This window comes from Aeromicrobium sp. Leaf245 (assembly GCF_942548115.1).
GTDB lineage: Bacteria > Actinomycetota > Actinomycetes > Propionibacteriales > Nocardioidaceae > Aeromicrobium.
On the sequence record NZ_OW824151.1, the window covers coordinates 798,974 to 825,965 of the forward strand.

Annotated in this window: 22 protein-coding genes; 21 read left to right on the forward strand and 1 reads right to left on the reverse strand. The window is 71.5% G+C overall.

What is annotated here, in order from left to right; genetic code table 11:
* Nucleotides 1–338 precede the first annotated feature (338 nt).
* The 5 genes from NBW76_RS03965 (at nt 339) to NBW76_RS03985 (ending at nt 5,808) form a co-directional block, all read left to right on the forward strand.
* The gene (locus tag NBW76_RS03965; RefSeq protein WP_055963307.1) at nt 339–920 is read left to right on the forward strand and encodes an ureidoglycolate lyase; all 582 of its coding nucleotides are present in this window, start codon (nt 339–341) and stop codon (nt 918–920) included.
* Nucleotides 917–3,298, forward strand: coding sequence for a xanthine dehydrogenase family protein molybdopterin-binding subunit (locus tag NBW76_RS03970; RefSeq protein ID WP_055963310.1), 2,382 nt, complete (start codon nt 917–919; stop codon nt 3,296–3,298). Before NBW76_RS03965 ends, NBW76_RS03970 begins: the two co-directional genes overlap by 4 nt.
* Complete coding sequence (locus NBW76_RS03975; protein WP_055963315.1) at nt 3,295–4,119, forward strand: xanthine dehydrogenase family protein subunit M; 825 nt, start codon at nt 3,295–3,297, stop codon at nt 4,117–4,119. The genes NBW76_RS03970 and NBW76_RS03975 overlap by 4 nt, the downstream gene beginning before the upstream one ends.
* The gene (locus NBW76_RS03980) at nt 4,116–4,634 is read left to right on the forward strand and encodes a (2Fe-2S)-binding protein (RefSeq protein ID WP_056556319.1); all 519 of its coding nucleotides are present in this window, start codon (nt 4,116–4,118) and stop codon (nt 4,632–4,634) included. The genes NBW76_RS03975 and NBW76_RS03980 overlap by 4 nt, the downstream gene beginning before the upstream one ends.
* Nucleotides 4,635–4,791: 157 nt before the next feature.
* On the forward strand, nt 4,792–5,808 hold the full coding sequence (locus NBW76_RS03985; RefSeq protein WP_055963322.1) for a LacI family DNA-binding transcriptional regulator: 1,017 nt from the start codon (nt 4,792–4,794) through the stop codon (nt 5,806–5,808).
* A gap of 63 nt (nt 5,809–5,871) precedes the next feature.
* On the opposite strand, the gene NBW76_RS03990 is transcribed toward NBW76_RS03985, so the two are convergent.
* Nucleotides 5,872–6,765 (reverse strand): oxaloacetate decarboxylase, encoded by an 894-nt coding sequence (locus NBW76_RS03990; protein WP_055963325.1) that lies wholly within the window; start codon nt 6,763–6,765, stop codon nt 5,872–5,874.
* Between the two features lie 239 nt (nt 6,766–7,004).
* On the opposite strand from NBW76_RS03990, the gene NBW76_RS03995 reads away from it, so the two are divergent.
* From NBW76_RS03995 to NBW76_RS04070, 16 genes are all read left to right on the forward strand, one after another.
* A complete protein-coding gene (locus tag NBW76_RS03995; protein ID WP_056556314.1) occupies nt 7,005–7,808 on the forward strand; it encodes an SDR family NAD(P)-dependent oxidoreductase in 804 nt (267 codons plus the stop codon).
* Nucleotides 7,808–9,220 carry a 3-isopropylmalate dehydratase large subunit gene (leuC, locus tag NBW76_RS04000; protein WP_055963331.1) on the forward strand — a complete coding sequence of 471 codons (1,413 nt, stop codon included), beginning with the start codon at nt 7,808–7,810 and terminating at the stop codon, nt 9,218–9,220. Before NBW76_RS03995 ends, leuC begins: the two co-directional genes overlap by 1 nt.
* 40 nt (nt 9,221–9,260) lie before the next feature.
* On the forward strand, nt 9,261–11,324 hold the full coding sequence (locus NBW76_RS04005; protein WP_055963334.1) for a hydantoinase/oxoprolinase family protein: 2,064 nt from the start codon (nt 9,261–9,263) through the stop codon (nt 11,322–11,324).
* The gene (locus tag NBW76_RS04010; protein WP_082480331.1) at nt 11,321–13,126 is read left to right on the forward strand and encodes a hydantoinase B/oxoprolinase family protein; all 1,806 of its coding nucleotides are present in this window, start codon (nt 11,321–11,323) and stop codon (nt 13,124–13,126) included. The genes NBW76_RS04005 and NBW76_RS04010 overlap by 4 nt, the downstream gene beginning before the upstream one ends.
* Nucleotides 13,123–13,755 carry an isochorismatase family protein gene (locus NBW76_RS04015; RefSeq protein ID WP_055963337.1) on the forward strand — a complete coding sequence of 211 codons (633 nt, stop codon included), beginning with the start codon at nt 13,123–13,125 and terminating at the stop codon, nt 13,753–13,755. The genes NBW76_RS04010 and NBW76_RS04015 overlap by 4 nt, the downstream gene beginning before the upstream one ends.
* A gap of 61 nt (nt 13,756–13,816) precedes the next feature.
* Complete coding sequence (gene hisD, locus NBW76_RS04020; RefSeq protein ID WP_056556312.1) at nt 13,817–15,133, forward strand: histidinol dehydrogenase; 1,317 nt, start codon at nt 13,817–13,819, stop codon at nt 15,131–15,133.
* Between the two features lie 296 nt (nt 15,134–15,429).
* Nucleotides 15,430–16,614, forward strand: coding sequence for a sugar ABC transporter substrate-binding protein (locus tag NBW76_RS04025; protein WP_055963343.1), 1,185 nt, complete (start codon nt 15,430–15,432; stop codon nt 16,612–16,614).
* A 5-nt stretch (nt 16,615–16,619) separates the two neighbouring features.
* Nucleotides 16,620–18,200, forward strand: a complete 1,581-nt coding sequence (locus tag NBW76_RS04030) for a sugar ABC transporter ATP-binding protein (protein WP_082480329.1) — start codon at nt 16,620–16,622, stop codon at nt 18,198–18,200.
* A complete protein-coding gene (locus NBW76_RS04035) occupies nt 18,197–19,237 on the forward strand; it encodes an ABC transporter permease (protein ID WP_055963350.1) in 1,041 nt (346 codons plus the stop codon). The genes NBW76_RS04030 and NBW76_RS04035 overlap by 4 nt, the downstream gene beginning before the upstream one ends.
* A gap of 24 nt (nt 19,238–19,261) precedes the next feature.
* Nucleotides 19,262–20,047 carry an SDR family NAD(P)-dependent oxidoreductase gene (locus NBW76_RS04040; protein ID WP_056556309.1) on the forward strand — a complete coding sequence of 262 codons (786 nt, stop codon included), beginning with the start codon at nt 19,262–19,264 and terminating at the stop codon, nt 20,045–20,047.
* Nucleotides 20,048–20,115: 68 nt separating this feature from the next.
* A complete protein-coding gene (locus NBW76_RS04045) occupies nt 20,116–21,057 on the forward strand; it encodes a 3-hydroxyacyl-CoA dehydrogenase family protein (RefSeq protein WP_082480327.1) in 942 nt (313 codons plus the stop codon).
* A gap of 37 nt (nt 21,058–21,094) precedes the next feature.
* Nucleotides 21,095–23,125, forward strand: coding sequence for an FAD-dependent oxidoreductase (locus NBW76_RS04050; RefSeq protein ID WP_056556306.1), 2,031 nt, complete (start codon nt 21,095–21,097; stop codon nt 23,123–23,125).
* Between the two features lie 31 nt (nt 23,126–23,156).
* Nucleotides 23,157–23,576, forward strand: coding sequence for an Ohr family peroxiredoxin (locus NBW76_RS04055; protein WP_055963360.1), 420 nt, complete (start codon nt 23,157–23,159; stop codon nt 23,574–23,576).
* A gap of 2 nt (nt 23,577–23,578) precedes the next feature.
* Nucleotides 23,579–24,337 (forward strand): SDR family NAD(P)-dependent oxidoreductase, encoded by a 759-nt coding sequence (locus tag NBW76_RS04060; RefSeq protein ID WP_200931718.1) that lies wholly within the window; start codon nt 23,579–23,581, stop codon nt 24,335–24,337.
* 4 nt (nt 24,338–24,341) lie between these two features.
* Nucleotides 24,342–25,589 carry an XdhC family protein gene (locus NBW76_RS04065; RefSeq protein WP_082482091.1) on the forward strand — a complete coding sequence of 416 codons (1,248 nt, stop codon included), beginning with the start codon at nt 24,342–24,344 and terminating at the stop codon, nt 25,587–25,589.
* 232 nt (nt 25,590–25,821) lie between these two features.
* A complete protein-coding gene (locus NBW76_RS04070; protein WP_056556300.1) occupies nt 25,822–26,991 on the forward strand; it encodes a sugar ABC transporter substrate-binding protein in 1,170 nt (389 codons plus the stop codon).
* Nucleotide 26,992 lies beyond the last annotated feature (1 nt).

Sequence of the window (26,992 nt, forward strand, 5' to 3'; positions counted from 1 at the left end):
ATGAGCGCGCCGCACGTGTCATGAGGATGTCGCGGGTTCGACTCCTGACGGAGGCTCTGATTCGACGGTGGATATGAGCGCGCCGCACGTGTCATGAGGATGTCGCGGGTTCGACTCCTGTCGGAGGCTCTGATTCCTCCCGAGGTGCAGGTTCGATATGAGTGCGCCGCACGTGTCATGAGGATGTCGCGGTTCGACTCCTGTCGGAGGCTCCGCCGCCGGACGGGGCGCCAGGTCGCGCGGGTCGAGGTCTGTCCGGCTGCTGGTCAGCCCTCTTGACAGGCCCTCTCGCATCTGTCTGAATACGTATTCAGACCGCTGCATCCGCAAGGAGCCCCATGTCCGACGTCACCGCCCCCACGACGCTCATGGCCGTCGTCCCCGAGCCCTTGACCGCCGAGGCGTTCGCGCCGTACGGCGAGGTCATCAGCACCGCCGGGCGCGAGTCGCTCGGCTACGACCTCTACGGCGACCGCGACGACAACTTCGTCGCCGGCTCCCTCGAGAGCGACCACCACGTCGAGGTCCTGCTGACCCGCCAGCACATCCGCGAGTACCGGATCAACTTCCTGGAGCGGCACTTCGAGATCGCCCAGGCGTTCATCCCGCTCGGCGGCAACCCGTTCCTGTGCGTCGTGGCCCGCCCCGACGCCCCCGAGGAGAACGGCATCCCCCGCCTGGACGAGGTGCGGGCCTTCTGGGTCCCGGGCGACGCCGGGCTCACGCTGCACCGCGGGACGTGGCACGAGCCCCCGTTCCCGCTGTCGAGCGGCGCGACGATGGTGGTCACGAGCCACCGGGCGCTCACCGAGGCGCTCGGCTCCACGCCGGACGAGAACGGTGAGATCCACTGGGGCGACGTGGACAAGCGGCACGTCACGGGCCGCACCGGCGTCGAGCTGCGGATCCAGCTGCCGTGACCGCGGGGGTGGCGCCGACCCACGTCGGTTCACGGACCCGACGACTGCGCGGTGACGCCTTCCTCACGGGCCGCGCGCGCTACGTCGGCGACATCCGTCCGGCCGGTGCGCTGCACCTCGCGATCCTGCGGAGCCCGCACGCACACGCGCGCATCGTCGACGTCGACCTCGAGGCGGCACGCCGGAGCCCCGGCGTGGTCGCGGCGCTCGACGGCGTCGGCGCTGCCGAGCTGGCCGACCCGATCCCGCACTTCATCGACCCTGCGACGTTTGGCGGGCGCAGCGTCGAGGTGCGCTGCCTCGCGCTCGGCGAGGTCGTCCACGTGGGCCAGCCCGTGGCAGCGGTCGTCGCCGAGACGATCCACGACGCCGAGGCCGCGCTGGACGCGATCTCGGTGGAGTACGAACCGCTGCCGCACGTCCTCGATGCGGTGCGGGCCCTCGAGTCGACCGCGCCGCGCGCATACGCCGACTGGCCGGACAACGTGGTCATGGCCGGCTCGTACACCCAGGGCGACGTCGACGAGGAGCTCACGCGCTGCGAGCGCGTGCTCACGACGACCATGACGATCCAGCGCTACTCCCAGCAGCCGATGGAGACCCGCGGCTACGTGGCGACCTGGGACGAGCAGACCCGGCGCATGACGCTGCACGGCTCGTGCCAGAACCCGCACCCCCTGCGAGCCGTGCTGGCCTCGGCCCTGCGCCTCGGTGAGGAGCAGGTGCAGGTCGTGGTGCCCGACGTCGGCGGCGCGTTCGGCCTCAAGATGCACGGCCACCCCGAGGAGCCGCTCGTCTGCGTCTTGAGCCGGATCACTGGCCGCCCGGTGCGCTGGACCGAGCGGCGCAGCGACTGCCTGCTCGTGGGCGGACGCGAGCAGCACCACGAGGTCACGGTCGGCTTCGACGGCGACGGCCGCGTGCGCGCGCTGCGCGACGACCTGGTCGCCAACGTCGGCGCCCTCGGCGCCGCGCCCGGCTGGGGCATGGCCTACCTGACCGCGCTCGCCTTCCCCACGGGCTACGACGTCCAGGTCGTCGACGCACGCTTCCGGATCGTGGCGACGAACAAGTCGCCGTGGAACGCCTCGCGCGGGTACGGCAAGGAGGCCACGAACCTCATGATGGAGCGCGTCATGGACCTCGTGGCGCGCGAGCTCGGCCTCGACCCCGCCGAGGTGCGGCACCGCAACCTCATCGCCGACGACGCCTTCCCGTACAAGACCACCGCCGGGCTCAACATCGACAGCGGCCAGTACCACCTGGCGCTCGACCGGGTCCGCGCGCTCGTCGACGAGCCGGGCGTCCGCCGCGGGCAGCGGGAGCAGTCGGCCGACGCGACGGTGCGCACCGGCCTGGGCCTGGCCTTCGAGCTGACGCCGGAGGCCGGCGGCACGCCCGGCACCCTGGTCGGCGGCTTCGACACCTCGACCGTCCGCGTGGCGCCGAGCGGACAGGTCACCGTCCTGACCGGCGTCACCTCGCCCGGCGGCGGCAACGACACCGGCATCGCCCAGATCGTCGCCGACCGGCTCGGCGTCGCGCCTGCGGCGATCACCGTGGTGCAGGGCGACACCGACCGCTGCCCCTACGGCTTCGGCAACTTCAGCGGACGGAGCATGGTCGTGGGCGGCAGTGCCGCCGCGCTCGCCGCCGAGGACATCGCCCTGCGCCTGCGGACCGTGGCAGCGTCGCTGCTCGACGTCACCGTCGACGAGGTCGTCCTCGCCGATGGCCGGGCTCGGGCGGGCGACCGTTCGTGCCCGCTCGAAGAGGTCGCCCTCACGGTGTACTCGCAGGCGTTCGGCGTCGCCGACGGCGTCACGCCGGCGCTGGAGTCGACGCGGGTCTACAAGCCCGACAACCTGACGTTCGTGCCCGACGAGCACGGTCGGCCGCAGACCTACCCGACCTACTCCTACGCGGTGCACGCCGCCGTGGTCGACGTCGACGTGGAGACGGGCATCTCGACGGTGCGCCGCTTCGGCGTCGTGCACGACTGCGGGACGGTCATCAACCCCACGCTGGTGGAGGGCCAGATGCACGGGGCCGTCGCCATGGGCATCGGCGCCGCGCTGATGGAGTCGATCGTCCACGACGACGACGGTTGCCTCGTCACGGACCGTCTCAAGCGCTACCTCATGCCGCGCGCGGGGGACCTGCCCGACATCGAGGTCGAGCACCTGGTGACCCCGAGCCCCTTCACCCTGCTCGGCGCCAAGGGCGCCGGCGAGGCGGGGGTCGGCGGCGCACTGTCGGCCGTGGTCAACGCGATCGACGACGCCCTGGCGCCGCTCGGTGTCGTGCTCGACCGGCTGCCCCTGACCCCGCCCACGGTCCTGGCCGCCTTGCAGACGGCCGAGGGGAGGAACGCATGATCCGCCACCGGTTCCGCCACGAGCGGCCGACGGCGCTGGCCGACGCGGTGGCGGTGCTGGCCGAGGCCGGGCCACGTGCCCGCGTGCTGGGCGGTGGCACCCTGCTCGTCCCTGAGATGGTCGCGGGCGAGGCGTCCCCGGACCACGTGGTCGACCTCGGAAGACTGGGCCTGCAGCCGGTCCGCCTCGACGGGGACGACCTCGTCCTCGCGGCCACCGCCACCTACGCCGACGTGCTGGCGGACCCGCGGGTCGCCGAGCACGCGCCCACCCTCGTCGCGATGGCCTCCGGCGTCACGGGGGGCGTGCAGCTGCTCAACGCGGCGACGCTCGCCGGGTCCGCCTGCCAGGCGGCACCCGGGTCGGACGTCCCCGGCTGCCTCGCGGCGCTCGACGCCCGCTTCCGCCTGGCCAGCGAGGAGGGCGTGCGCGAGGTCGGCGTCGACGCGTTCTTCCTCCAAGCCCACCGCACCGCCCTGCGACCGGACGAGCTGCTCCTGGAGATCGTGCTCCCGAGCACGGCGGGACGCGCGCACGGGTACGTGAAGCTCAAGCACGCGGCGAGCTCGTGGCCGATCGCGACCGGGGCGTGCGTCCTCGACGCGGACGGCCGGCGTGTGCGGGTCGCCATCGGCGCGGCCGGTCCCGTCCCCGTCGTCCTCGAGCGGGACGTGGCCCCCGGGGCCGGGGCGCTCGCGGCCGAGGTGGCGGCGCTGCTGCAGCAGACCTGGGACGACGTCCTGGCCGACGCCGGCTACCGGCGCAGCGTCGCGCCCGTCGCCGCCCGACGAGCTCTCGAGCAGGCAGGAGTCGCACCATGAGCCACGATCCGACGGCTGCGTCGCAGGACGCGCCGCTCCGGCTCAGCGTCAACGGCGAGGACCGTGCGGTCGCCCTCGACCCGCGCCTCACGTTGCTCGAGCTGGTACGTGAGGGTCTCGGTCTCACCGGCACCCACCTCGGCTGCCAGACGGGCGACTGCGGCGCCTGCACGGTGGCGCTCGACGACCGCAGCGTGAAGTCGTGCATGGTGCTCGCAGGCAGCGTCGACGGCGCCGCGCTGACGACGATCGAGGGCTTCGCCGGAGGGTCCGCCCCCGTCGAAGGGGCCGAGCAGCTCGACGTCGTGCAGGAGTCCTTCTGGGACGAGTACGGGTTCCAGTGCGGGTTCTGCTTGCCTGGGATGCTGTTCGCCACGCGCGAGCTGCTCGCGACGAACGCCGACCCGACGGACGAGGAGATCCGCGCGGCACTGGTCGGCAACCTGTGCCGATGCACCGGCTACCACAACATCGTGCGCGCGGTCCGCGAGGCGGCCGCGCGGATGCGGGCCTGAGCCCGCCGAGGCTGCTGTCCCGGCGGGGTGGTGCCCGGCTCGCCCGGACCACGGTCGGGAGTCCGTGCGCGGCTGCGAATCTTTTGCGGATACGTATGCGCTGGTAGTAGCCTGCGCGCAGTCAGACGGTCAGGCCGACGAGAGGCACGGGGTCCACGTGGTCACCAGCAGGGACGTGGCGTCGGCCGCGGGCGTGTCCCAGGCGACGGTCTCGCGAACGCTGTCGGGCGCCGCGGGCGTCTCCGAGGAGATCCGGGCCCGTGTCATCAAGGCCGCCGAGGAGCTCGGCTACGAGCTGAACTTCGCAGCGCGGGCCATGCGGCTCAAGCGCAGCGGCACGATCGGTGTGGTCGTGGACCGCGTCACCAACCCGTTCTACCCCGAGGTCATCGAGTCCCTGTCGCGCACCCTCGACAGCCTGGACCTGCGGATGATCCTGTGGGACTCCCAGGGAGCGGGGGAGAAGGGCGCCATCCAGGCGATCGGCCAGAAGATGGTCGACGGCCTCATCTTCACCACGGCCACGAGCACCTCCACCGCCCTGCGCACCGCGCTGGACGCCGGGGCCCCGCTCGTGCTCGTCAACCGCATCGTCGAGGGGGTGCGCTGCGACCAGGTCGACTCCGACAACGCGTCGGTCTCCTCGCGGGTGGCGCACTACTTCGCCGTCAACGGCAGGGTCCGGGCCGGCCTCATCACGGGCTCGCCCGACGCGAGCACCGCCCACGACCGGAGGGTCGGCTTCGTGCGGGGTGCGGCGGCGCACGGTGTGGAGATCCCGTCGGAGTTCGTCATGGACGGCCGCTTCTCCCACCGCGGCGGCTACGAGGCGTTGCAGCGAATGTTCGAGCACCCCGACCCGCCCACGGCAGTCTTCTGCAGCAACGACCTCAGCGCCTTCGGCGCCCTCGACGCGGCCCGTGCCGCCGGCATCGTCGTGCCCGACGACCTGTGGATCGTCGGGTACGACGACGTCGACATGGCCTCCTGGGAGGCGTTCAGCCTCAGCACCGCTCGCCAGCCGGTCGAGGAGATGGTGCGCGTGGGTGTGCACCTGCTCCTCGAGCGCATCGACAGCCCGCGGCGTCCGTCGACGCATCAGCGTTTCGTCAGCGAGCTGGTCGTGCGCGACTCCACGGGTTGGGTGCCGGTCCCCGAGCGCGCGCTCGTCTGAGCGGCCGCTGCCCGATCGGCGCCCACCGGGTGGGTGCCGCGTGCCGGGCCGGGCCCGGGCGGGTCAGCCCCGCTCGGGCAGCTGGGTGAGGACGGCCGCCTCGAGGTCGTCGACGCGACCCTGGCCCATCAGGGCGTTCATCTCGTCGAGGCTCATCATCTGCGGCTGCCACGCGGCGGTCGACCCCGCGTCGCGGATCCCGGCGTAGAGCTCGGAGATGACGCGCCCCGCGAGCCGGAGCGCGGCCGTGGGGTACAGCGCGATCGCGTAGCCCATCGCGTCGATCTCCTCGAGCGGCAGGATGGGGGTGCGGCCGGACTCGGTGAGGTTCACGATCAGCCGGCCCGGGATCTCGGTGGCGATGCGCTCCAGGTGCTCGCGGCTCTCGGGCGCGTCGACGAAGACGGCGTCGACACCGAGGTCGTGGTAGCGCTTGCCCCGCTCGATCGCCTCGTCGACGCCGAGCGGGCCCAGCGCGTCCGTCCGGGCGATGACGAGGGCGTCGGCGCGGGTCCGCACGGCGGCGGCGACCTTGCGCTCCATCTGCAGGACCGGGATGACCTCCTTGCCCTGCATGTGGCCGCACCGCTTGGGCGCGACCTGGTCCTCGATCTGCACCGCCGCGGCGCCGGCCTGCTCCAGGCGGCGCACGGTGGCCGCGACGGCGGTGACGTCGCCGTAGCCGGTGTCGGCGTCGACGATGACCGAGACGGGCGTGCTCGTCGTGATGGCCGCGACCGCGTCGACGACGTCGGTCATGCCGGTGACGCCGAGGTCGGGCTGGCCGTGGCGCCACGCCGCCACGGCGTACCCGCTGAGGTAGAAGGCCTCGAAGCCGGCCGCCGCGGCGCAGTGCGCCTCCAAGGGCGTGCCGCCGCCGGGTGCCGCGAGGACCCCGTCGCGGTCGAGGAGGCCCCGCAGGGTGTCGCCGGGGCTGGTGCGGGGCGTCGTCGTCATGGCGGTCCTGTCGTCGGGGAGAAGATGGGGCGTGGGCCGCCGGTGCTCGGCGTCGGCGGTCGCGGTCGAGTATACGTATTCAGCCACGTGGGCTCCACCCCTTCGTCGCTCTGTGAGATTGTCTCGCGAAAGCGTTGACGACGCGGCAGCACGATGCTTGTATACGTATACAGACACCGAGCGAAGGACCGGAACATCCGGATCCAGGGCGGCAGCCGCCCACTGAGACGGGAGACCGCATGCGTGAGGACCAACCGCACACCGCCCCTCTGGCGGGTCGCGTCGCGGTGGTCACCGGTGGCGCTCGTGGCATCGGCCGCGAGATCGCCCTGGCGGCGGCCGAGGCCGGGGCGCGTGTCGCCGTCACGGCGCGCCGGGTCGAGGACGCGCAGGGCACGGTCGACGACATCGTCGCCCGTGGCGGCGAGGGACTCGCCGTCGCGCTCGACCTGTCCGTGCGTGAGCAGGTCGCGCCCGCCTTCGCCCAGGTCGTCGAGTCCTTCGGCGCGCTCGACGTGCTCGTGTGCAACAGCGGCGTCGGTGGTCCGTCGGCGGCCCTGTGGTCGGTCACCGACGAGCAGTGGGACGACGTCGTCGACGTCAACCTCACCGGCACCTTCCTGTCGATCCGCGCGGCCACGCCCCACATGGTCGAGGCCGGCCGGGGCGTCGTGCTGGTGATCGGCTCCATGACGGGGAAGCGTCCACTGCTGCACCGGGCCCCGTACGCCGCCACCAAGCTCGCGATGGTCGGTCTGTGCCGGACGCTCGCCCTCGACCTCGGCGAGCACGGCGTTCGCGCGAACGTGGTCTCGCCGGGGTTCGTCGCGGGCGAGCGGCTCGAGTGGGTCATCGAGAACCAGGCGACGGCGCTCGGCTCCGACGTGGCCACCGTCCGCGAGGAGCTGCTCGACGGCACCCCGCTCAAGCGGTTCACCACCGCCGAGGACGTGGCGGCTACCGTCGTCTTCCTCGCCAGCGACGCGGCATCCGCGATCACCGGTGAGGACGTCAACGTCTCCTCCGGGCTGGTGATGTACTGATGACCGGCACCCTCTTCGACAAGGTCTGGGACCAGCACGTGGTTCGGTCCGCGCCGGGTGAGGCCGACCTGCTCTACGTCGACCTGCACCTCGTGCAGGAGGTCTCGAGCCCGCAGGCGTTCAGCCAGCTGCGGCTCGACGGCCGACCGGTGCGGCGCCCGGACCTGACCCTGGCGACCGCCGACCACGCGGTGCCGACACTGGGCCGTGGGCTCGCGCTCGCCGACGACACGGCACGCCTGCAGGTCGAGACCCTGACGCAGAACTGCGAGGACTTCGGCGTCCCGCTGTACGGCGTCGGTGACCCCCGTCAGGGCATCGTCCACGTGATCGGCCCAGAGCTGGGCCTCACGCAGCCGGGGATGACGATCGTCTGCGGCGACAGCCACACCTCCACGCACGGCGCGTTCGGCGCCCTGGCGTTCGGCATCGGGACCTCGGAGATCGCCCACGTCCTCGCCACCCAATGCCTCCCCCAGCAGCGGCCCCGCACGCTCCTCGTCGAGGTGAGCGGCGAGCTCGGCCCCGGCGTCACCGCCAAGGACCTGGCCCTGACCCTGATGCACGAGCTCGGCACGGGCGGCGCCGCGGGCTACGCGGTCGAGTACCGCGGCGACACCGTCAGCCGGTTGTCGATGGAGGGTCGCATGACCCTGTGCAACATGACCATCGAGATGGGTGGTCGGATCGGCATGGTCGCGCCGGACGAGACCACGTACGCCTACCTGCGCGACCGCCCGTTCGTGGCGGCGATGGACCAGGGTCTCGACGAGCTCGTCGCCACCTGGGCCGAACTGCGCAGCGATCCCGACGCGGCCTTCGACGCGATGCGCCACGTCGACGCCACCTCCGTCGTGCCCATGGTCAGCTGGGGCACGACGCCCGCCATGAGCGTGCCCGTCACGTCGCGCGTGCCGCTGCCGGACGATCAGCCCGACCCCGACGCCGCGCGTCGCGCCCTGGAGTACATGGGACTGCAGGGGGGCGAGGCGCTCCAGGACGTCGCGATCGACCGGGTGTTCATCGGCTCGTGCACGAACGGCCGCATCGAGGACCTGCGCGCCGCGGCCGACGTGCTGCGCGGTCGTCACGTCGCCCCCGGCGTCGAGGCGATGGTCGTCCCGGGCTCCGCGGCGGTCCGTCGCCAGGCCGAGGAGGAGGGCCTCGGCGAGGTCTTCGAGGCCGCCGGGCTCTCCTGGCGCACGCCCGGTTGCTCGATGTGCGTCGGGATCAACGACGACCGCCTGTCGGCCGGCCAGCGGTGCGCGTCGACCTCCAACCGCAACTTCGAGGGTCGTCAGGGCGCCGGAGGGCGCACGCACCTCGTCTCCCCGACCATGGCCGCCGCCGCGGCCCTCCACGGACACCTCGTCGACGTGCGCGAGGTCCTCGCCTCGTCGACCGCACCATGACCACCCCTCCCCACCGGGACGACACAGGAGCTGAACAGACATGACCTTGCGCATCGGCGTGGACGTCGGAGGCACCTTCACCGACCTCTTCCTGCACGACTCCGAGAGCTCCCGGTTCTGGCTCGCCAAGACACCGTCGACGCCGGGCAACCAGGCCGAGGGCGTCATCCGCGGCATCCAGGAGATCTGCGCGAAGGCGGGCCTGGAGCCGCAGCAGCTCGACGCCGTGCTGCACGGCACGACCGTCGCGACCAACGCGCTGCTCGAGGACAAGGGCTCGCGGGTCGGCCTGCTCACGAGCCACGGCTGGCGCAACATCCTGCACCTCGCCGACAGCTGGACGCCCGGTCCGCTCTTCGGCTTCTTCAACTACGCCCCGCCGGAGCCCGTGGTCCCCTTCGAGCGAGTGCGTGCCCTCGAGGAGCGCATCACCGCCGACGGCGAGGTGATCCTCGAGCTCGACGAGGCCGACGTCCAGCAGAAGGTGCGCGAGCTTGTCGACGAGGGCATCGAGGCCCTGACCATCTCGCTGATGCACGCCTACGCCCACCCGGCCCACGAGGAGCAGGTCGCGAAGATCGCCGGCAAGGTGCTCGCCGACCTCGGCGTCGACATCCCGGTCTCGCTGTCGAGCGACGTCAGCCCGGAGTTCCGCGAGTACGAGCGTGCGGTCACGACCGTGCTCAACTCCTACCTGGGCCCCGTGATGCAGCGGTACCTGTCGACGCTCGACACGGCCCTGCGCGACGTCCCCGTGAGCGCGAGCCTGCAGGTCGTCCGCTCCGACGGCGGCCTCATGTCGGTCGGCGGCGCCCAGGAGCACCCGATCCAGACGGCGCTGTCCGGACCGTCCGGTGGCGTCAACGGTGCCGCGTACGTGGCCCAGCGCGCCGGGTTCGACAAGATCATCACCTTCGACATGGGCGGGACGTCCTCCGACGTCGCGGTCTGCGTGGGCGGCGTGCCCGAGGTGACGCGCGAGACCAAGGTCGCGGCCTTCCCCGTGCGCGCCCCCGCCATCAACGTCGAGACGATCGGCGCCGGCGGCGGATCGATCGCGAACGTCTCCGAGGTCACCGGCGGCCTGCGCGTGGGTCCGGAGAGCGCGGGCGCCCAGCCGGGGCCGGCCTGCTACGGCCGCGGCGGCACGCTGCCGACCGTCACCGACGCCAACCTGGTGCTCGGCCACCTGCCGACCACCCTGCTCGGCGGGGACATGACGCTCGACGCCGACGCCGCGATGAAGGCGCACGAGCCGCTCGCCGCCGAGATGGGCGTGGACGTGCACAGTGCGGCTCAGGCCGTCATCGACATCGTCAACGGCAACATGCTCGGCGCGCTGCGCGCCGTGACGGTGCAGCGCGGCCTCAACCCGCGGGAGTTCTCGCTGCTGTCCTTCGGCGGCGCGGGGGGCCTGCAGGCCAACGCGCTCGCCGCCGAGCTCGGCTGCTTCCCGGTGATCATCCCGCCGGAGGCCGGCGTGCTGTCGGCAGTCGGGTTCGTCGTCGCCGACGTGCAGAACGAGTTCGCGCAGGCCTACCTCTCGCCGGTCGAGTCGATCGACGTCCAGGCCCTGCGCGCGACGCTCGCCGAGCTCGGCGGCCGCGCTGACGCGTGGCTCGAGGAGGAGGGCGTCCCCGCCGCCGACCGCAGCGTCCGCTACGTCTTCGACATGCGGTATCGCCGCCAGGGGTACGAGATCACCGTCGAGATCGACGCCGACACCGCCGCGACCCTCGAGCTGGACGACCTGACCCGCCGCTTCCACGAGGAGCACGTCCGGCTCTACGGCTTCGAGCTCCCGGCGAGCGTCGAGGTCGTCACGGTCCGTTCGCGTGGCATCGGCCGCACCGAGAAGGTCGACCTGGAGCCCGGCACCGAGGTCGCTCCCGACGCGTCCGCCGCGCGGGTCGGCAGCCAGCCGTCGTGGGTCGACGGTGCCCTGCAGGACGTGCCGATCTACGACCGCGCCCTGCTCCAGCCGGGCATGTGCGTCGAGGGCAAGGCCGTCATCACCCAGTACGACTCGACCGTGCTGGTGCTCCCCGGGCACCGCGCGCGCGTCGACACCTTCTTCAACCTGCTGCTCGAGGAGTCCCGATGACCACGACGTCCGCCATCGACCCGGTCACCCTCGACCTGATCGAGAACTCGCTCAAGAACATCCGCATCGAGATGGACGAGGTGCTGCGGCGCTCGGCCATGTCGTCGTCGATCCGCGAGCAGCACGACGAGTTCCCGATGATCGCCAACGAGCGCGGCCAGATGATCGTGGGCCAGTTCGGCTCCTACATCCCCGACGTCGTGGCGCGCTTCGACACGGTCGCACCGGGTGATGCCTACATCCTCAACGACCCGTACCTGTGCCGCGGCTCGATCTCGCACACCAACGACATCCTCGTGATCGTCCCGATCTTCCACGGCGAGCGCCTGGTGGGCTACGCGAGCCAGTTCGGACACGTGCTGGACATCGGCGGCACCTCGCCCGGCACGCAGACGGCCGACTCGCACTCCATCTGGGACGAGGGCCTGCGCATCCCGCCGGTCAAGATCGTCGAGGGCGGCGTGCTGAACGAGGGGGTCGTTGCGCTGATCCTCAACAACACGCGCGTCCCCGACATCGTTCGCAGCGACATCATGGGCCTGATCGGCGCCTGCCAGCGTGCCGCGAGCCGCGTCGTCGAGCTCTGCGACCGTCACGGCCAGCCGACCTACTCGGCGGCCTGCGACGCGCTGCTCGAGCGCACGCGCGTCGCCATGATCACGCTGATCCGCAAGTACGTCCCCGAGGAGAAGGTCGTCTTCTGGGACTGGGTCGACGACGACGGCGCGGGCAACGGTCCGTTCAAGCTGCAGCTCACGGTCTGGCGCGAGGGCGACACGGCCTACTTCGACTGGACGGGCACCGACCCGCAGGCTCCGGGCTCGATCAACTTCCTCATCCACGAGAACCTCTGCAAGCTGTTCTTCGGCGTCTACATGATCATGGCGTTCGACTCGAGCATCCTCTTCAACGACGGCTACAACAGCGTCTTCGAGGTCACGCTGCCCGAGGGCTCGCTGCTCAACCCGAACTTCCCCGCCCCGCTGTCCAACCGGCTCAACGTCCACACCCGGCTGTTCGACTGCATCTCCGGTGCGCTCGGCCAGAAGGCCCCCGACCTCTCGATGGGCGCGGGCTACGGCACCAGCCCGCACCTCGTCTACTCCGGCTACGCCGAGGACGGCGAGTACTTCCAGATGACCGAGCTGCTGTTCGGCGGGCTGCCCGGCCGCAAGGCCGGCGACGGCCTCGACGGTCACTCCTGGTGGCCGGAGTTCCGAAGCACCCCGGCGGAGTACATGGAGACGAACTACCCCCTGGTCGCCATGCGCTACGAGCCGGTCACCGACTCCGGCGGAGCCGGTCTCCACCGTGGCGGCGCCGGGATCGAGCGGGAGTACCTGTTCCGTCGCCCGGGCTTCGTGGGCGTCAACGACGACCGTGCGACCCTGCAGCCGTGGGGCATCGGCGGCGGACGAGCCGGCGGGAGCTCCTCCAAGCTGATCGTGCGCGCCGACGGCACCCGCGAGGAGCTGCCCTCCAAGCGCGACAACATCAAGGTCGAGCCGGGCGACCGCCTGGTCTTCCGCACCGCCGGAGCCGGTGGCTGGGGAGATCCGCTGCAGCGGCCGGTGGCCGCCGTGGAGCAGGACATCGCCCGCGGGCTCGTGTCGAAGGAAGCGGCCCGCGCCGAGTACGGCGTCGTCGCCGGCGACCCGGAGGCGACGGCGGTGCTGCGCGAGGAGCTCGCCGCGTCACGGACCGGTGCGCTCGGCTTCGACTTCGGCGCCCTCCCCGACGGCCTCGTGCCGCCGGTGCAGGTCGCCGCCTCGTCCGCCGGTCGGGACGGAGCCTCCGCATGAACGCGCTCGACGAGGACTACCGCCAGTCCGGCTTCAACCAGCGTCTGGGCTTCGGTGAGCGGCCGGCCGTCCTGGTCGTCGACTTCGTCAAGGCCTACCTGACCCCCGGCAACCCCCTCTACGCCGGGGTGGAGGACGCCCTGGCCGCCGCGACGACGCTCGTCGAGACGGCCAGGGAGTCCGACGTGCCGGTGCTGTACACGGTCGTGCACTACGAGGACCCCACCGAGGGCGGCCCGTTCTTCCGCAAGGTGCGTGCGCTGCAGAACTTCGTCGGCGACACCGAGGCGGGCGAGATCTGCGACGAGCTCGCGCCGCGTGACGGCGAGCTCGTCATCCGCAAGAAGTTCGCCAGCGCGTTCTTCGGGACCGGCCTGAAGGAGACGCTCGAGGAGATGGGCGTCGACAGCGTCATCGTCGCCGGCCTGAGCACGAGCGGCTGCGTCCGGGCGAGCAGCCTCGACGCCATCCAGTCGGGCTTCGTGCCGATCGTGGTCCGGGAGGCGGTCGGCGACCGCGCGGCCGGCCCGCACGACGCGGCCCTGTTCGACCTCGACGCCAAGTACGCCGACGTCCGCAGCCTCGACGAGGTCCTCGAGCACCTGCGCTCGCTCGCCGCTACCTCCTAGCCCCGAACCGACACCTCCCACCCCGCCGCGGCGCCCGCCGCTCACCGAACGGAGCACCCCCATGGAACACCTCAAGAAGCCCACCGGCAGCGACGCGTCGGCCGGCACCCGCGACCTCGTCGTCTCCCAGACCGTCGCCTCGATCATCGAGGACGTGCGCACCCGCGGCGACGCCGCCGTGCGTGAGCTGTCGGCGAAGTTCGACTCCTGGGAGCCCGAGAGCTTCAGGCTCTCGGCCGAGGAGATCGACCGCATCGTCTCCTCGGTCCCGCAGCAGGTCCGCGACGACATCGTGACGGTGCAGGCCAACGTCCGCGAGTTCGCGCAGCACCAGCTCGACTCGATGAAGGAGTTCGAGGTCGAGACCATGCCGGGCGTCCTCCTCGGCCAGAAGCACGTCCCGGTCGAGGCGGCAGGCGCCTACGTCCCAGGTGGTCGCTACCCGCTGCTCGCCTCGGCGCACATGACCGTCGTGACCGCCAAGGTCGCCGGAGTGGAGCGGACCACCGCCTGCACGCCGCCGATCCGTGGCGAGGTGCCTGCTCCCACGATCGCCGCGATGGCGCTCGCCGGTGCGGACGAGATCTACCTGCTCGGCGGCGTCCAGGCCGTGGCTGCGATGGCCATCGGCACCGAGACCATCGGCAAGGTCGACATGCTGGCCGGTCCCGGCAACGCCTACGTGGCCGAGGCCAAGCGTCAGCTCTACGGGGAGGTCGGCATCGACCTCTTCGCCGGGCCCACGGAGATCCTGGTCATCGCGGACGACCACGCGAACCCGTTCGTGGTGGCCGTCGACCTCCTGAGCCAGGCCGAGCACGGCCCGGACTCGCCGGCCGTGCTCATCACCACCAGCCGCGAGCTGGGCGAGGAGGTCATCGCGCACGTCGAGCGCCTGCTGCCCGGGATGTCGACCAACGACAACGCGGGACCGGCCTGGCGGGACCACGGCGAGGTCATCGTCGTCGACTCCCTCACCGAGGCCTACGCGCTGGCCGACCGCTTCGCGAGCGAGCACGTCCAGGTGTTGACGCAGGAGCCGCGTCGAGCCCTGACCGAGATGCGCAACTACGGCGCGCTGTTCCTCGGGGAGGGCACCTGCGTGTCCTACGGCGACAAGGTCATCGGCACCAACCACACCCTGCCGACGCGGGGCAGTGCGCGCTACACCGGCGGCCTGTGGGTGGGCAAGTACCTCAAGACCGTCACCTACCAGGAGGTCACCGATCCGGCCTCGAGCGCGGCGCTGGGCGAGCTCTGCGGTCGCGCGGCGCGAGTGGAGCTGTTCGAAGGTCACGCACGGTCCGGTGACGTCCGCGCGGCGGGCCACAACGGTGTCGAGCCGGACTGGATCACCGAGGCGCGCTCCGTCGTGTGACGTTCACGTGACGTCGCCGTCACGTTCGTGATGCAGGGCACAAAAACCCTTGACAGGGTCTGCGTCACCGAGTTGTATACGTATACATCGTAGAGAGGAGGAGAGATGTCGGAGTCGCTGCACCGTGGTCTCGCCGCACCAGCGGGCGGGCATCTCTCCTCCTCCGCAGCCCGAGGGCGGGGGGCCCACGAGCCCAAGGACGAACGGTCGGCCGCGCCCGCGGTGCAGGCCGGACGGACGCCGCATCCCGGCCGTCGGCCGCGGACGACGTCGACCCACCCCATCAGGAGAGAGACATGACCCCAAGAACTCCAGGCCGACTGCGTCGCACCGGTGGTGCCGCCGTGGCCCTGCTGCTGTCCGCCGCCGTGATGACCGCGTGCAGCACGGCGTCCGACTCGTCGTCGTCGTCCGACGGCGGTGAGCAGAGCGACGCCCAGAAGGCAGCGCAGGCCAAGGTCGACGAGGCCTCCGCCATCCCCACCTTCACCCTCGACGCCCCGGCGTTCGATGTGACGAAGGCCGAGGGCAAGACGATCGTCAACGTCCCGATCACCGAGCAGATCCCCTACGTCAAGGCCGTCGACGTGGAGATGGAGCGCGTCGCGAAGAAGTACGGCGTGAAGTGGGTCAACTACCAGAACGGCGGTACGCCGACGGAGTGGTCCAAGGGCATCGACTACGGCATCCAGGTCAAGGCCGACCTGATCATCGCGCACTCCGGCATCAACCCCGAGGTGATCATCCCGGCGCTCCAGCGCGCCAAGCGCGCCGGCATCCCGGTCATCGCCACCCACACCTACCAGGACGGCGAGGAGCCCCCGGCCGCGGTGAAGGACCTGCTGGCCTCGACCACCACGGTGCCGTTCGCCCGCTCGGGCCAGCTCCAGGCCGACTACGTCGTCGCGCAGTCCGGTTGCGAGGCGAAGCCACTCATCATCACCACCAACGACCTCCTCGCGTCCAAGCACATCCTCAAGGGGATGAAGGACGAGTTCGCCGAGCTGTGCCCCGAGCTCGAGCCCGGCGTGATCGACGTGCCCGTCGGTCAGTGGGGCACCAACATCAAGCCCGAGGTGCAGTCCTACCTGGTGAAGAACCCCGACACCGACTGGGTCATGGCCAGCTACGACGACCAGACGGTCCCGGCGATCGCCGCGATCCAGGCCGCCGGCAAGGGTGGATCGGTCAAGATGACCGCCTACAACGGAACTCCGGCCAACGTGAAGCAGATCCAGGACGGCGACATCCTCGCCGCGGACGTCGGTGAGAGCATCAACTGGCTCGCGTGGTCGGTCGTCGACCAGTCGTTCCGCATCCTCTCGGGCGTCGAGCCCACCGAGGGCGGCGACCAGAAGACGCCGCTGCGCATCATCGACGACTCCAACGTCGACGAGACCGGCACGCCGCCGAACAACGAGGACGGCTACGGCGACGCCTACGTCGAGGGTTACGAGAACCTCTGGCAGACCGGGAGCTGATCGAGATGGGAGCACCTGTGCAGCTCGGTCACACGGACGTCGAGGCGAACGTCGTCCTCCGCGGCATCACCAAGTCGTTCGTCGGCGTGCAGGTGCTCAAGGGCGTGGATCTCTCCATCGCACACGGGGAGATCCACGGCCTGCTCGGCCAGAACGGCTCGGGCAAGTCGACGCTCATCAAGGTCCTGAGCGGAACCTACGACCCGGACGGTGGCGAGGTCCTCGTCGAGGGTGACCCCCAGGGCCTTCCGCTCGTGGACTTCGCCGCCGTCGGGTTCAGCTTCGTGCACCAGGACCTGGGCCTCATCGAGGAGATGACCGTCCTCGACAACTTCCTCCTGCCGCAGACGGCCCGCTCGGGCTCGTACTACCTGCGGTGGCGTCGGGACCGGGCCCGGGTGCAGGAGGTGCTGGAGCGCCACGGACTGCACGTCGACACGCGGGCCTCGGTGGCCTCGCTCGAGCCGACGGACCGGGCGCTGCTCGCCATCGTCCGCGCGGTCCACCACATCCAGGAGAGCGACCGGCGCGGGCTGCTCGTCCTCGACGAGCCGACCGTCTTCCTGCCGCGCGAGGGCGTCGAGCGCCTGTTCGCGCTCGTGCGCAGCGTCGCGTCGAAGGGGACGAGCGTCCTGTTCGTCTCTCACGACATCGACGAGGTCCGCGAGCTGACGTCGCACGTCACCGTCCTGCGGGACGGTGCCATCGCCGGCACGGCCGTCACGGCCGAGGTGAGCGACGAGGAGCTCGTCACGATGATCGTCGGGCAGCAGCTGGCTCGCCACCAGGGCCAGCTCCGCGCGCACGACGGCCGCGGCGACGTGGTCCTCGGCGCGAGGTCCGTGCGCACCTCGCTGCTCGACGGCATCGACATCGAGGTCCGCGAGGGTGAGGTGCTCGGCGTGACGGGCCTGAACGGTTCCGGCTTCGAGCACGTGCCGTACGCCTTGTTCGGCGCGCTGTCCGACGCCGAGGGGACCGTGCGCGCGGGCGGCGTCGACCACGACCTGTCGTCCTTCGACCCTCGGGCCGCGCTCTCGGCCGGGATGGCGTTCGTGCCGGGCGATCGCAAGCGCGAGGGTGCAGTCGGCGACCTCACGCTGGCGGACAACATCACCATGCAGGCGATCGACCGACACCGTCCCTGGATGTTGCGTCGCGACGCGCTTCGACGTGACGGCGTGCGCCTCATCGAGGAGTACGACGTCCGGCCCGCGAGGCCCGAGGCGATGTACGGCTCGCTCAGCGGCGGCAACCAGCAGAAGGCCCTCATGGCGAAGTGGCTCACCACCGAACCCGACGTGCTCCTGCTGCACGAGCCGACGCAGGGTGTCGACGTGGGCGCTCGCGAGCAGATCTTCGCGGCGCTCGACGCGGCTCGCGAGCGCCGCACCGCCGTGGTCTGCGCCAGCTCCGACTGCGAGCAGCTCGCCCGGATCTGCGACCGCGTGGTGGTGGTCGCCCGCGGCAGGATCGCTGCGGAGCTGAGCGGCGACGCCATCGAGAAGGACCACCTGGTCGAGCAGGTCTACAACACCGCGACCATCACCGAACCGCAGCACCAGCACGAGGGGACACCCGCATGAGCGCACTGGCCGAGGAGAAGAAGAAGGCCGACCAGCAGGCGGAGGCATCGCCGCCGGCCGCCCGGAGAGGCGGGCCGCGCTGGCGCGACCTCGGACAGCGCTGGGCGCTGCTCATCGCCTGGGTGGTCGTCATCGTGGTGTTCGGTGCGCTACGTCCCGACATCTACCTGAGCGCGGCGAACTTCCAGACGATCTTCGGGTCGCAGGCGGTCCTCCTGCTGCTTGCGCTGGGACTGCTGCTGCCGCTCGTCACGGGCAACCTCGACCTGTCGGTCGCGGCGAACCTCGCGTTCTCCTCCGTGCTGCTCGCCGTGCTGCAGGTCGAGGCCGGACTGTCGCTCGGGGTCGCGGTCCTCGTGGTTCTGGCGGTCGGCGTCGTCATCGGCATGGTGAACGGCTTCCTGATCGTCGGGCTCGGCATCGACTCCCTCATCGCGACCCTCGGCATCGCCACGGTGCTCCAGGGCCTCGCGTTGGCGATCTCCAACGGTCAGACGTACTCGGGTGTCAGCTCGACCCTCATCAACCTCTCGGCGAACTACCGCTTCGCGGGCATCGCGCTGGGGTTCTGGTACGGCGTCGTCCTGACGCTCCTCCTGGCCTACCTGTTCGTGTTCACCGCGCTCGGTCGCCGCATGCTGTTCGTGGGCCGCAACGCCGAGGTCTCGCGCCTCAGCGGGGTGCCGGTGGCGCGCATCCAGTGGGGTGCGATGGTCGGGGCCGCAGTCATCGCGTCCTTTGCCGGCATCATCTACACCGGCAGCCAGGGAGCCGCCGACCCGACGTCGGGACTCGGCTTCCTCCTGCCCGCCTTCGCGGCGTGCTTCCTCGGATCGACCGCCGTGCAGCCGGGTCGGTTCAACCCCGTCGGCACGTTCATCGCGGTGTTCTTCCTCGTCAGTGGCATCACCGGTCTGCAGATCCTCGGCGCCGCCTCCTACGTCCAGCAGCTGTTCTACGGCGGGGCTCTCATCCTCGCAGTCGCTCTGGCGAAGATCCCCGAGCGCCGCCGCAAGCGCAAGAAGGTGGCGGCGTGAGGTCCGAGGCGATGTGGTGCGCCGATGAGTGACGCCTCACTCGCCGGACGTCGCGTCCTGGTCACCGGGGCCGCGGGCGGCATCGGTGCCGCCGTCGCGATCGCCGCGGCCGGTGCCGGTGCCGCGTCCGTCCTCCTGGCCGACCGCCCGGGAGCCGAGCTGTCGGCGGTGGCCTCGCAGGTCGAGGCCGCCGGCGCCGCGACCGTCGTCCTGGCCGCCGACCTGGGCGAGGCGGACGCCGTCGTCCAGCTGGCGAGCGAAGCCGTCGACCGGGCCGGGGAGATCGACGTGCTGGTCAACGCTGCCGGGGTGCACGAACGCGTGCTCGCCGCCGACACCGCCGTCGACGTGATGTCGCTCGACCTGTGGAACCTGGTGATGGCGATCAACCTGACCGCGCCCTTCCTGCTGACCCGCGAGCTCGCCTCGAGCATGCCGAACGGTGGCAGCATCGTGAACGTGGCTTCGCAGCTGGGCCTCGTGGGTGCAGCGGCCAGCCCGGCCTACACGACCAGCAAGGCCGGTCTGGTCCAGCTGACGCGGAGCACCGCGGTCGACCTGGCGGAGCGTGGCATCCGCTGCAACGCGGTGGCGCCCGGCGCCATCGAGACTGCCATGACCGACCGGATCCTCGCCTCCACCGCCGACCCGGCGGCTGCGCGGGCCGACGCCCTCGACACCTACGTGCTGAAGCGGTTCGGCCTGCCTGCCGAGGTCGCGGAGGCCGTGTGCTTCCTGGCCTCCGACGCCTCTGCGTGGACGACGGGCGCCTGCTTCGTCGTCGACGGCGGACAGACCGCCTGGCGCTGACGGAGCGCGACGCGCCACACGCCGACCGAACTTCATGACTACGTATACGAATCATTGACGGAGAGACCATGACCGAGACGACCGAGGCCACGACCCAGGCCATCAGCGACGACGTCACGACCGTGGCGGTCGTGGGCGCGGGGACCATGGGTCGCGGCATCGCCGGGCTGTTCCTGCGTGCCGGGCACGACGTGCGCATCCACGACCACCTGCCCGGCGTGGCCGCACGATGGGTGGACTCCCTCTCCGCCGACGAGCTGCGGGGCGACGACGGGCGGGTGCGTGCCACCGACGTCGCCACTCTCGAGGAGCTCGTGCAGGGCGCAGGCCTCGTGGTCGAGGTCGTCGCCGAGGACCGCGCGATCAAGGCCTCGGTCCTGCGGACGGTGTCGGAGCATGCGCCCGCGCACTGCATCATCGCCACCAACACGTCGTCGTTCCCGATCGACGAGCTCGCCGAGGACTGCCTGCGACCCGAGCGGTTCCTCGGCATGCACTTCTTCAACCCCGCCGACGTCATCCCCGGCGTCGAGGTCATCGCCGGCGAGGCGACCGACCCGGCCGTCGTCGAGCGGGTCTCCGCCTGGCTGACCGCCGCGGGCAAGCGTCCGGCCACCGTGCGCAGCTCGCCTGGCTTCATCGCCAACCGGCTGCAGATGGCGCTCTTCCTCGAGGCCGTGAAGTGCGTCGAGGAGGGACTGGTCACCGCCGCCGACCTGGACACGGTCGTCTCGACCTCCTTCGGGTTCAGGCTGCCGTTCTTCGGACCGTTCGCGATCGCCGACATGGCGGGCCTGGACGTGTACCGCAGCATCTTCGCGACCCTCCAGCAGGGCTTCGGGGACCGCTTCGCCGCCCCGGACTCGCTGGTGGCGCTCACCGACCAGGGCCACTACGGGCTGAAGACGGGCCGCGGCTTCCGCGCCTACGCACCCGACGAGGGCGAGACGCTCGTGGCGGCGCGCGACGACGCCTACGCCCGCATGAACGACCTGCTGTCGGACTCGTGAGCACCGACCAGCCCGACCCGCGACGAGAGGACCGACGATGACGACGAACGCCACCACCACGCTGAGCCGGGTCTGGCAGCCGATGCAGATCGGCCCGCTGCGGCTCAAGAACCGCATCATCGTGCCCCCGCGGGTGCTCAACTGGGGCGAGGACGGCGTGCTGAGCCAGCGCCACCTGGACCACTACCGCCGGCTGGTCGAGGGCGGCGCCGCCATGATCGTCACCGAGCAGCACGCGGCCTACCCCATCGCAAAGGGCTCCTTCCACCACCCGTGCTCGGCGTGGGAGATGCACTCCGTGCCGCAGTTCCAGAAGATGGCCGACATCGTGCACGAGCACGGCGCGATGGGTGCGGTCGAGCTCTTCGGGCCCGGTACCCACGACAAGGGCATGATGCTGCTCGACGAGTGGCACCCGCTGTGGGGCGTCTCGGACATCCCGTCGATCGTGCACAACGAGGTGCCGTCGGTGATGGGCCAGCGCGAGATCGACGAGATCGTCGCCGGTTTCGTCCGGTCGGCGCGCAACGTGCGCGACGGCGGCCTCGACGGGGTGGAGCTGCACGCCGCGCACGGCTACCTGCTGTGCCAGTTCCTGAGCTCGATCTACAACAAGCGCACCGACCGGTACGGCGGCTCGTTGGAGAACCGGGCCCGGATCATCCTCGACATCGCCCGGGGCATCCGCGCCGAGGTCGGCGACGACCTGGCGCTCGGCATCCGCCTGTCCTACGACGAGTTCGTCGACGGCGTCGGCATCACGCCCGACGAGGCCGACGAGCACGTGCGCCTGTTCGCCTCGACCGGGCTGTTCGACTACTTCAGCATCTCGGCGGGCAGCTACCACACGCTTCACCGCGGGACGGCGCCCATGCAGGAGGACGACGGCCACCTCGTGCCGTTCGCGCGACGCGCCAAGGAGATCGTGTCCGACCGGGCCGCTGTCATCGCCGTGGGCAAGATCAAGGACCTCCACCTGGCCGAGGAGGTCATCGCCTCGGGCGCCGCCGACGTCGTCGCCATGGGCCGGGCGCAGCTGGCCGACCCGCAGATCGTCCGCAAGACCCTCGAGGGGCGTGAGCACGAGATCATCCGCTGCACGAGCGTCAACGAGTGCATCGGGCGGTTGTTCGACGAGACCGAGGTCATCTGCATGATGAACCCGGTCACCGGCCGCGAGGCGCGCTGGGGCACCACCGACAGGGTCGCGCCCGAGGACGCGAAGAGCGTGCTGGTCGTGGGCGGGGGCCCCTCCGGCCTCAAGCTGGCCTCGGTCGCCGCCACGCGGGGCCATCGCGTGACCCTCGTGGAGGAGCGCGACGAGCTGGGCGGTCACCTGAACCTCCTGTCCTCGATGCCGCAGCAGCCCGGCTGGGCCGTCGCTGCGGACGACCTGGTGCGCGCGGCGCAGAACGCCGGTGTCGAGATCCGGCTCGGGACACGCGCCGACGCCGACTTCGTCCGGTCCTTCGGGGCCGACCGCGTCTTCCTGGCGGTCGGCTCGTACTACGACACCCGGGGAGTGAGTCCCTGGACGCCCCAGGTCGACGAGGTGCCCGGCATCGACGCCCCCCACGTCCTCGCCATCGACGAGGCCGTGCGCCGCGTGCTCGAGCACGGCGGCAGTGCTCTCGGTCCGCGCGTGGTGATCGTGGACGAGTCCGGGCAGTACCTGCCGCTCGGCCTGGCCGAGCTCGTGGCCGGGGCCGGGGCCCACGTCTCGATCGTCACCCCGCAGATGTACGTCGGAGCGGAGCTGGAGCGCCACCTCGGCCTGCCGTGGAAGATGCCCCGCCTGCTCGACCTCGGGGTCGAGTTCGTCCCGCAGCGGCGGCTCGACGCGGTCAGCGGCGCCTGCGTCGTGACGTCCGACCTCTGGAACGGGCGCTCGGTCGAGATCCCCGACGTGAGCACGCTGGTGCTCTCCATCCACCGCCGCTCCCGCACGGACCTGGCCGAGGAGCTCGTGGACCTCGGCGAGACCGTCCAGCGCGTGGGCGACGCGCTCGCCCCGCGCAAGATCGCCGAGCTCACCTACGAGGGTGAGCTCATCGGTCGTCAGATCTGATCCACCTCACCTCCGACACGAAGGACCAGCCATGCCCAAGATCCTGTACTCCACCGAGGCCACCACCACCACGGGCCGCGGCGGGTCCGTCGCCACGAGCGACGGTCGTCTCGACCTCCAGCTCTCCGCACCGAAGGAGCTGGGCGGCGACTCCGGCCCCGGCACCAACCCCGAGCAGCTGCTCGCCGCCGGGTACGCCGCGTGCTTCAACACGGCGCTCCGCGCGGTGCTGGGCCAGCACGACGTCACGGACGTCGAGCCGGTCGTCTCGGCGCAGGTCGGCATCTTCCGCTACCCGGAGGGCTACCGGCTCGACGTGGCGGTGACCGCCGAGCTCCCCGACGTCGACCCCGTCGTCGCGGAGAAGTACGTCGCCGAGGCCGACCAGATGTGCCCGTTCTCCGACGCGCTGCGCGGCGACGCGATCGTCAGCGTCGGGCTGGCGGAGTAGTGGTGGAGGGCCGCCGCCGTAGGGTCCTGGTCACCGGCGGGTCGCTGGGGATCGGCGCGGCGTGCGTGAGGTCCCTGGCCCAGGCCGGGGACCACGTGGTGGTGGCCGACGTGCTCGACGCGGAGGGGTCCGAGCTGGTGGCCGCGCTGGTCGCCGAGGGCCTCTCGGCGGAGTACGTGCACCTGGACGTCGAGGTGCCCGACGACGTGGTCGCCGGGATCGCGGCCACGGCGGACGACGGCTTCGACGTCGTCGTCGCGAACGCCGGCATCGCCCGCCGCCGTCCCTTCGGCGACCTGACCGACGCCGAGTGGGCCCACGTCCTCGACGTGAACCTCACCGGAGCCATGCGCGTCGTGCGCGCCGCGCTGCCCGGGCTCCGAGCCCGCGGCGGGGGAAGCGTGGTCGCGATGTCGTCCGTGCACGGCGTGGCCTACGGCTGGGCCGAGCACGCGCACTACTCCACCTCCAAGGCCGGTCTCGTGGGTCTGGTGCGCGCCCTGGCGTCCGAGCTCGGCCCCGACGGTATCCGGGTCAACGCCGTCGCGCCGGGGATGATCCGGACGGCCCAGTCGCTCGACGAGGTCAACTCCGCGGGTGCCGTGGCCCTCGACGCGGCGGCCTCGAGCGTCCCGCTGCGACGGATCGGCGAGCCGGACGAGGTCGCCGACGTGGTGCTCTTCCTCGCCTCCGACGCCGCGCGCTACGTCACGGGCCAGGCGCTCGTCGTCGACGGTGGCCTCACGGTCCACCTGGGCTGACGCCGTGCGCGCCGTGCTGCCCGACCTGGTCCGCGCCCTGGACGAGGACGGGTCCGTGGTGCTGGCGACCGTCGTCGGCACGTGGGGCAGTGCGCCACAGCCGGCGGGCGCCGCCATGCTGCGACGGCTGGACGGTCGCGTGGTCGGCTCGATCTCCGGAGGCTGCGTGGAGGGCGCGACCTACGAGCTCGCCGAGCAGGTCCAGGACACCGGTGAACCGGTCCGGTGCCGCTTCGACGTGAGCGACGACGACGCGATCGCGGTGGGACTGACCTGTGGCGGCACCATCGAGGTCCACGTCGAGCGGGTGGACGTCGACCAGCGACCGCTCTGGACGACCGTCCTGGCGAGCGTCCGGGACGGGCGCACGACGACGATCGTGTCCGCGCCCCCCGCGGACGGCGCACCTCCCGCGCCGCGCATCCTGCTCGAGGACGTCGCGCTCGACGGCGTCGACGGCTGGGACGGGGACGACCTCGCCCGGGTCTCGGTCGCCGCGTCAGCGGGCGGCGGCCTGGTCCGGCTCGGCCACGGCCCGACCGGCCCCGACCCGACCAGCCCCGACCCGACCAGCCCCGACCCGACCAGCCCGGACCCGACCAGCCCGGACCCGACCAGCCCCGATCCGACCAGCCCCGATCCGACCAGCCCCGGGCGCGAGGCGTTCGTCTCGGTCCTGGAGGCGGCCCCGCGCCTGCTCGTGTACGGCGCCGTCGACTTCGCCGCAGCGTTGTGCGACCAGGTGCGGCTGCTGGGGTACCGGACGACGGTGTGCGACGCACGTGCCGTCTTCGCCACCTCCGAGCGGTTCCCCTCGGCGGACGAGGTGGTCGTCGACTGGCCCCACCGCCACCTCGAGCGGGAGGTGCTGGCCGGACGGACCGACGGGCGGACCGTGGTGTGCGTGCTGACGCACGACGAGAAGTTCGACCTCCCGCTGCTGACCCTCGCCCTGACGCGCGACGACCTGGGCTACGTCGGGGCCATGGGGTCGGCGCGCACCCATCATCGTCGCGTGGCGTCGCTCGCGGACGCGGGCGTGCCGCCCGAGCGGGTGGCGCGCCTGCACAGTCCCATCGGGCTGCACCTGGGTGGACGGACGCCCGCCGAGACGGCGCTCGCGATCGCCGCCGAGGTGACGGCCTCTCGGCACGGTGCCTCGATGCAGCACCTGCGCGGCGCGCAGACGCCCATCCACGGCCGGGCGACACCAGCCGTCGGGCACCTCCGGCCCGCCGTCCCCGGCGCGTGACCACGCACGGCCGAGCGAGGTTCCGCCGCATCTGACCTGCGACGTCATCGCGGCGAAACAGACCGGTGACCGTGGCGACCTCAGTTCCGGAGAAACTCCTGCCGACAAGGCATTGACAACGTATGCACAGATGGGCTTGCATACGTAGTCATCAGGGTGAGTCGCTCGGCTCGCGCTGGGGTCGACGGGCGCGAGGTCCGGTCGTCCCACCCCCCAGAGAACGAGGAATCTCATGCGACGACCCACCCCCCGAGGAGCCGCCGTCGGTGCGGCCACCCTGTCCCTGCTGCTCGTGGCCGCCTGCGGCTCGGGCTCCGGCAGCGAAGGCGGCGCCGGAGGCGGCACCGCCGACCAGGCCGCCGCGAAGGCCGCCATCGACGAGGCGAAGGCCGTGCCCGAGTTCGTCGCCCCCGGACCCGCCTTCGACGCGAGCGCGGCGCGCGGCAAGCGCATCGCGCTCGTGCCCGACTACCCCATGCTCCCGTTCGTCCAGGAGATCAACGTCGGGCTCAAGGATGCGGCGAAGGAGGCCGGGCTCGAGGTCGACGACTGCAACAACGACGGCACCGTCGGCGGCTGGGTGAAGTGCTTCGACAAGGCGATCTCCTCCAAGCCCGACCTCATCGTCCTCAACGGCTCGCCCTCCCCGTCGCAGCTGCAGCCACAGATCAAGGCCGCCGAGGCGGCGGGCATCCCCGTCATCGCCAACCACGTGCCGCTCGACGACGAGTTCCCGAAGGGCACGCTCCCGAAGACCAACGTCACCGGACTCACCGCGGTGCAGCCCGGACCGTTCGTCCAGGGGGCCAAGCTCATGGCCGACTACACGGTCGCCGAGGACGGCGCCGACGTGAACGCGCTGATCGTCACCGCGAACGAGGCGCCCGCGAGCCGCGGCCTGGTCAAGATGATCCAGGACGAGCTGGCCGCCGTGTGCGACTCGTGCGAGAACGAGGTCCTCAACGTCCCGATCGTCGACTGGGCCACCAAGCTGCAGGGCGAGGTGCGCACCGCGCTCCTGAAGGACCCGAGCATCAACTGGGTCATCACGATCTACGACGGCGCCATGCCGAACGTCGTCCCGGCCATCCAGGCCGCGGGTCGCAAGGGCAAGGTCAAGCTGACGGGGTTCAACGGCCAGGGCTTCGCCCTCTCGGGAATCGCCGACGGCACCGTCACCTCCACCATGGGCGAGAACCTGGAGTGGACCGGGTGGTCCACGATCGACCGTGCGCTGCGCGTGCTCGTGAACGGCGACGCCGACGACGCGACCGATATGGACACGCCCGTCCGCGTCTGGGACTCGTCGAACATCGACGAGGCGGGCACGCCGCCGAAGCCCACCCAGGGCTACGGCGACACCTTCAAGGACGGCTACCTCGAGCTGTGGGGGGTCAAGTAGC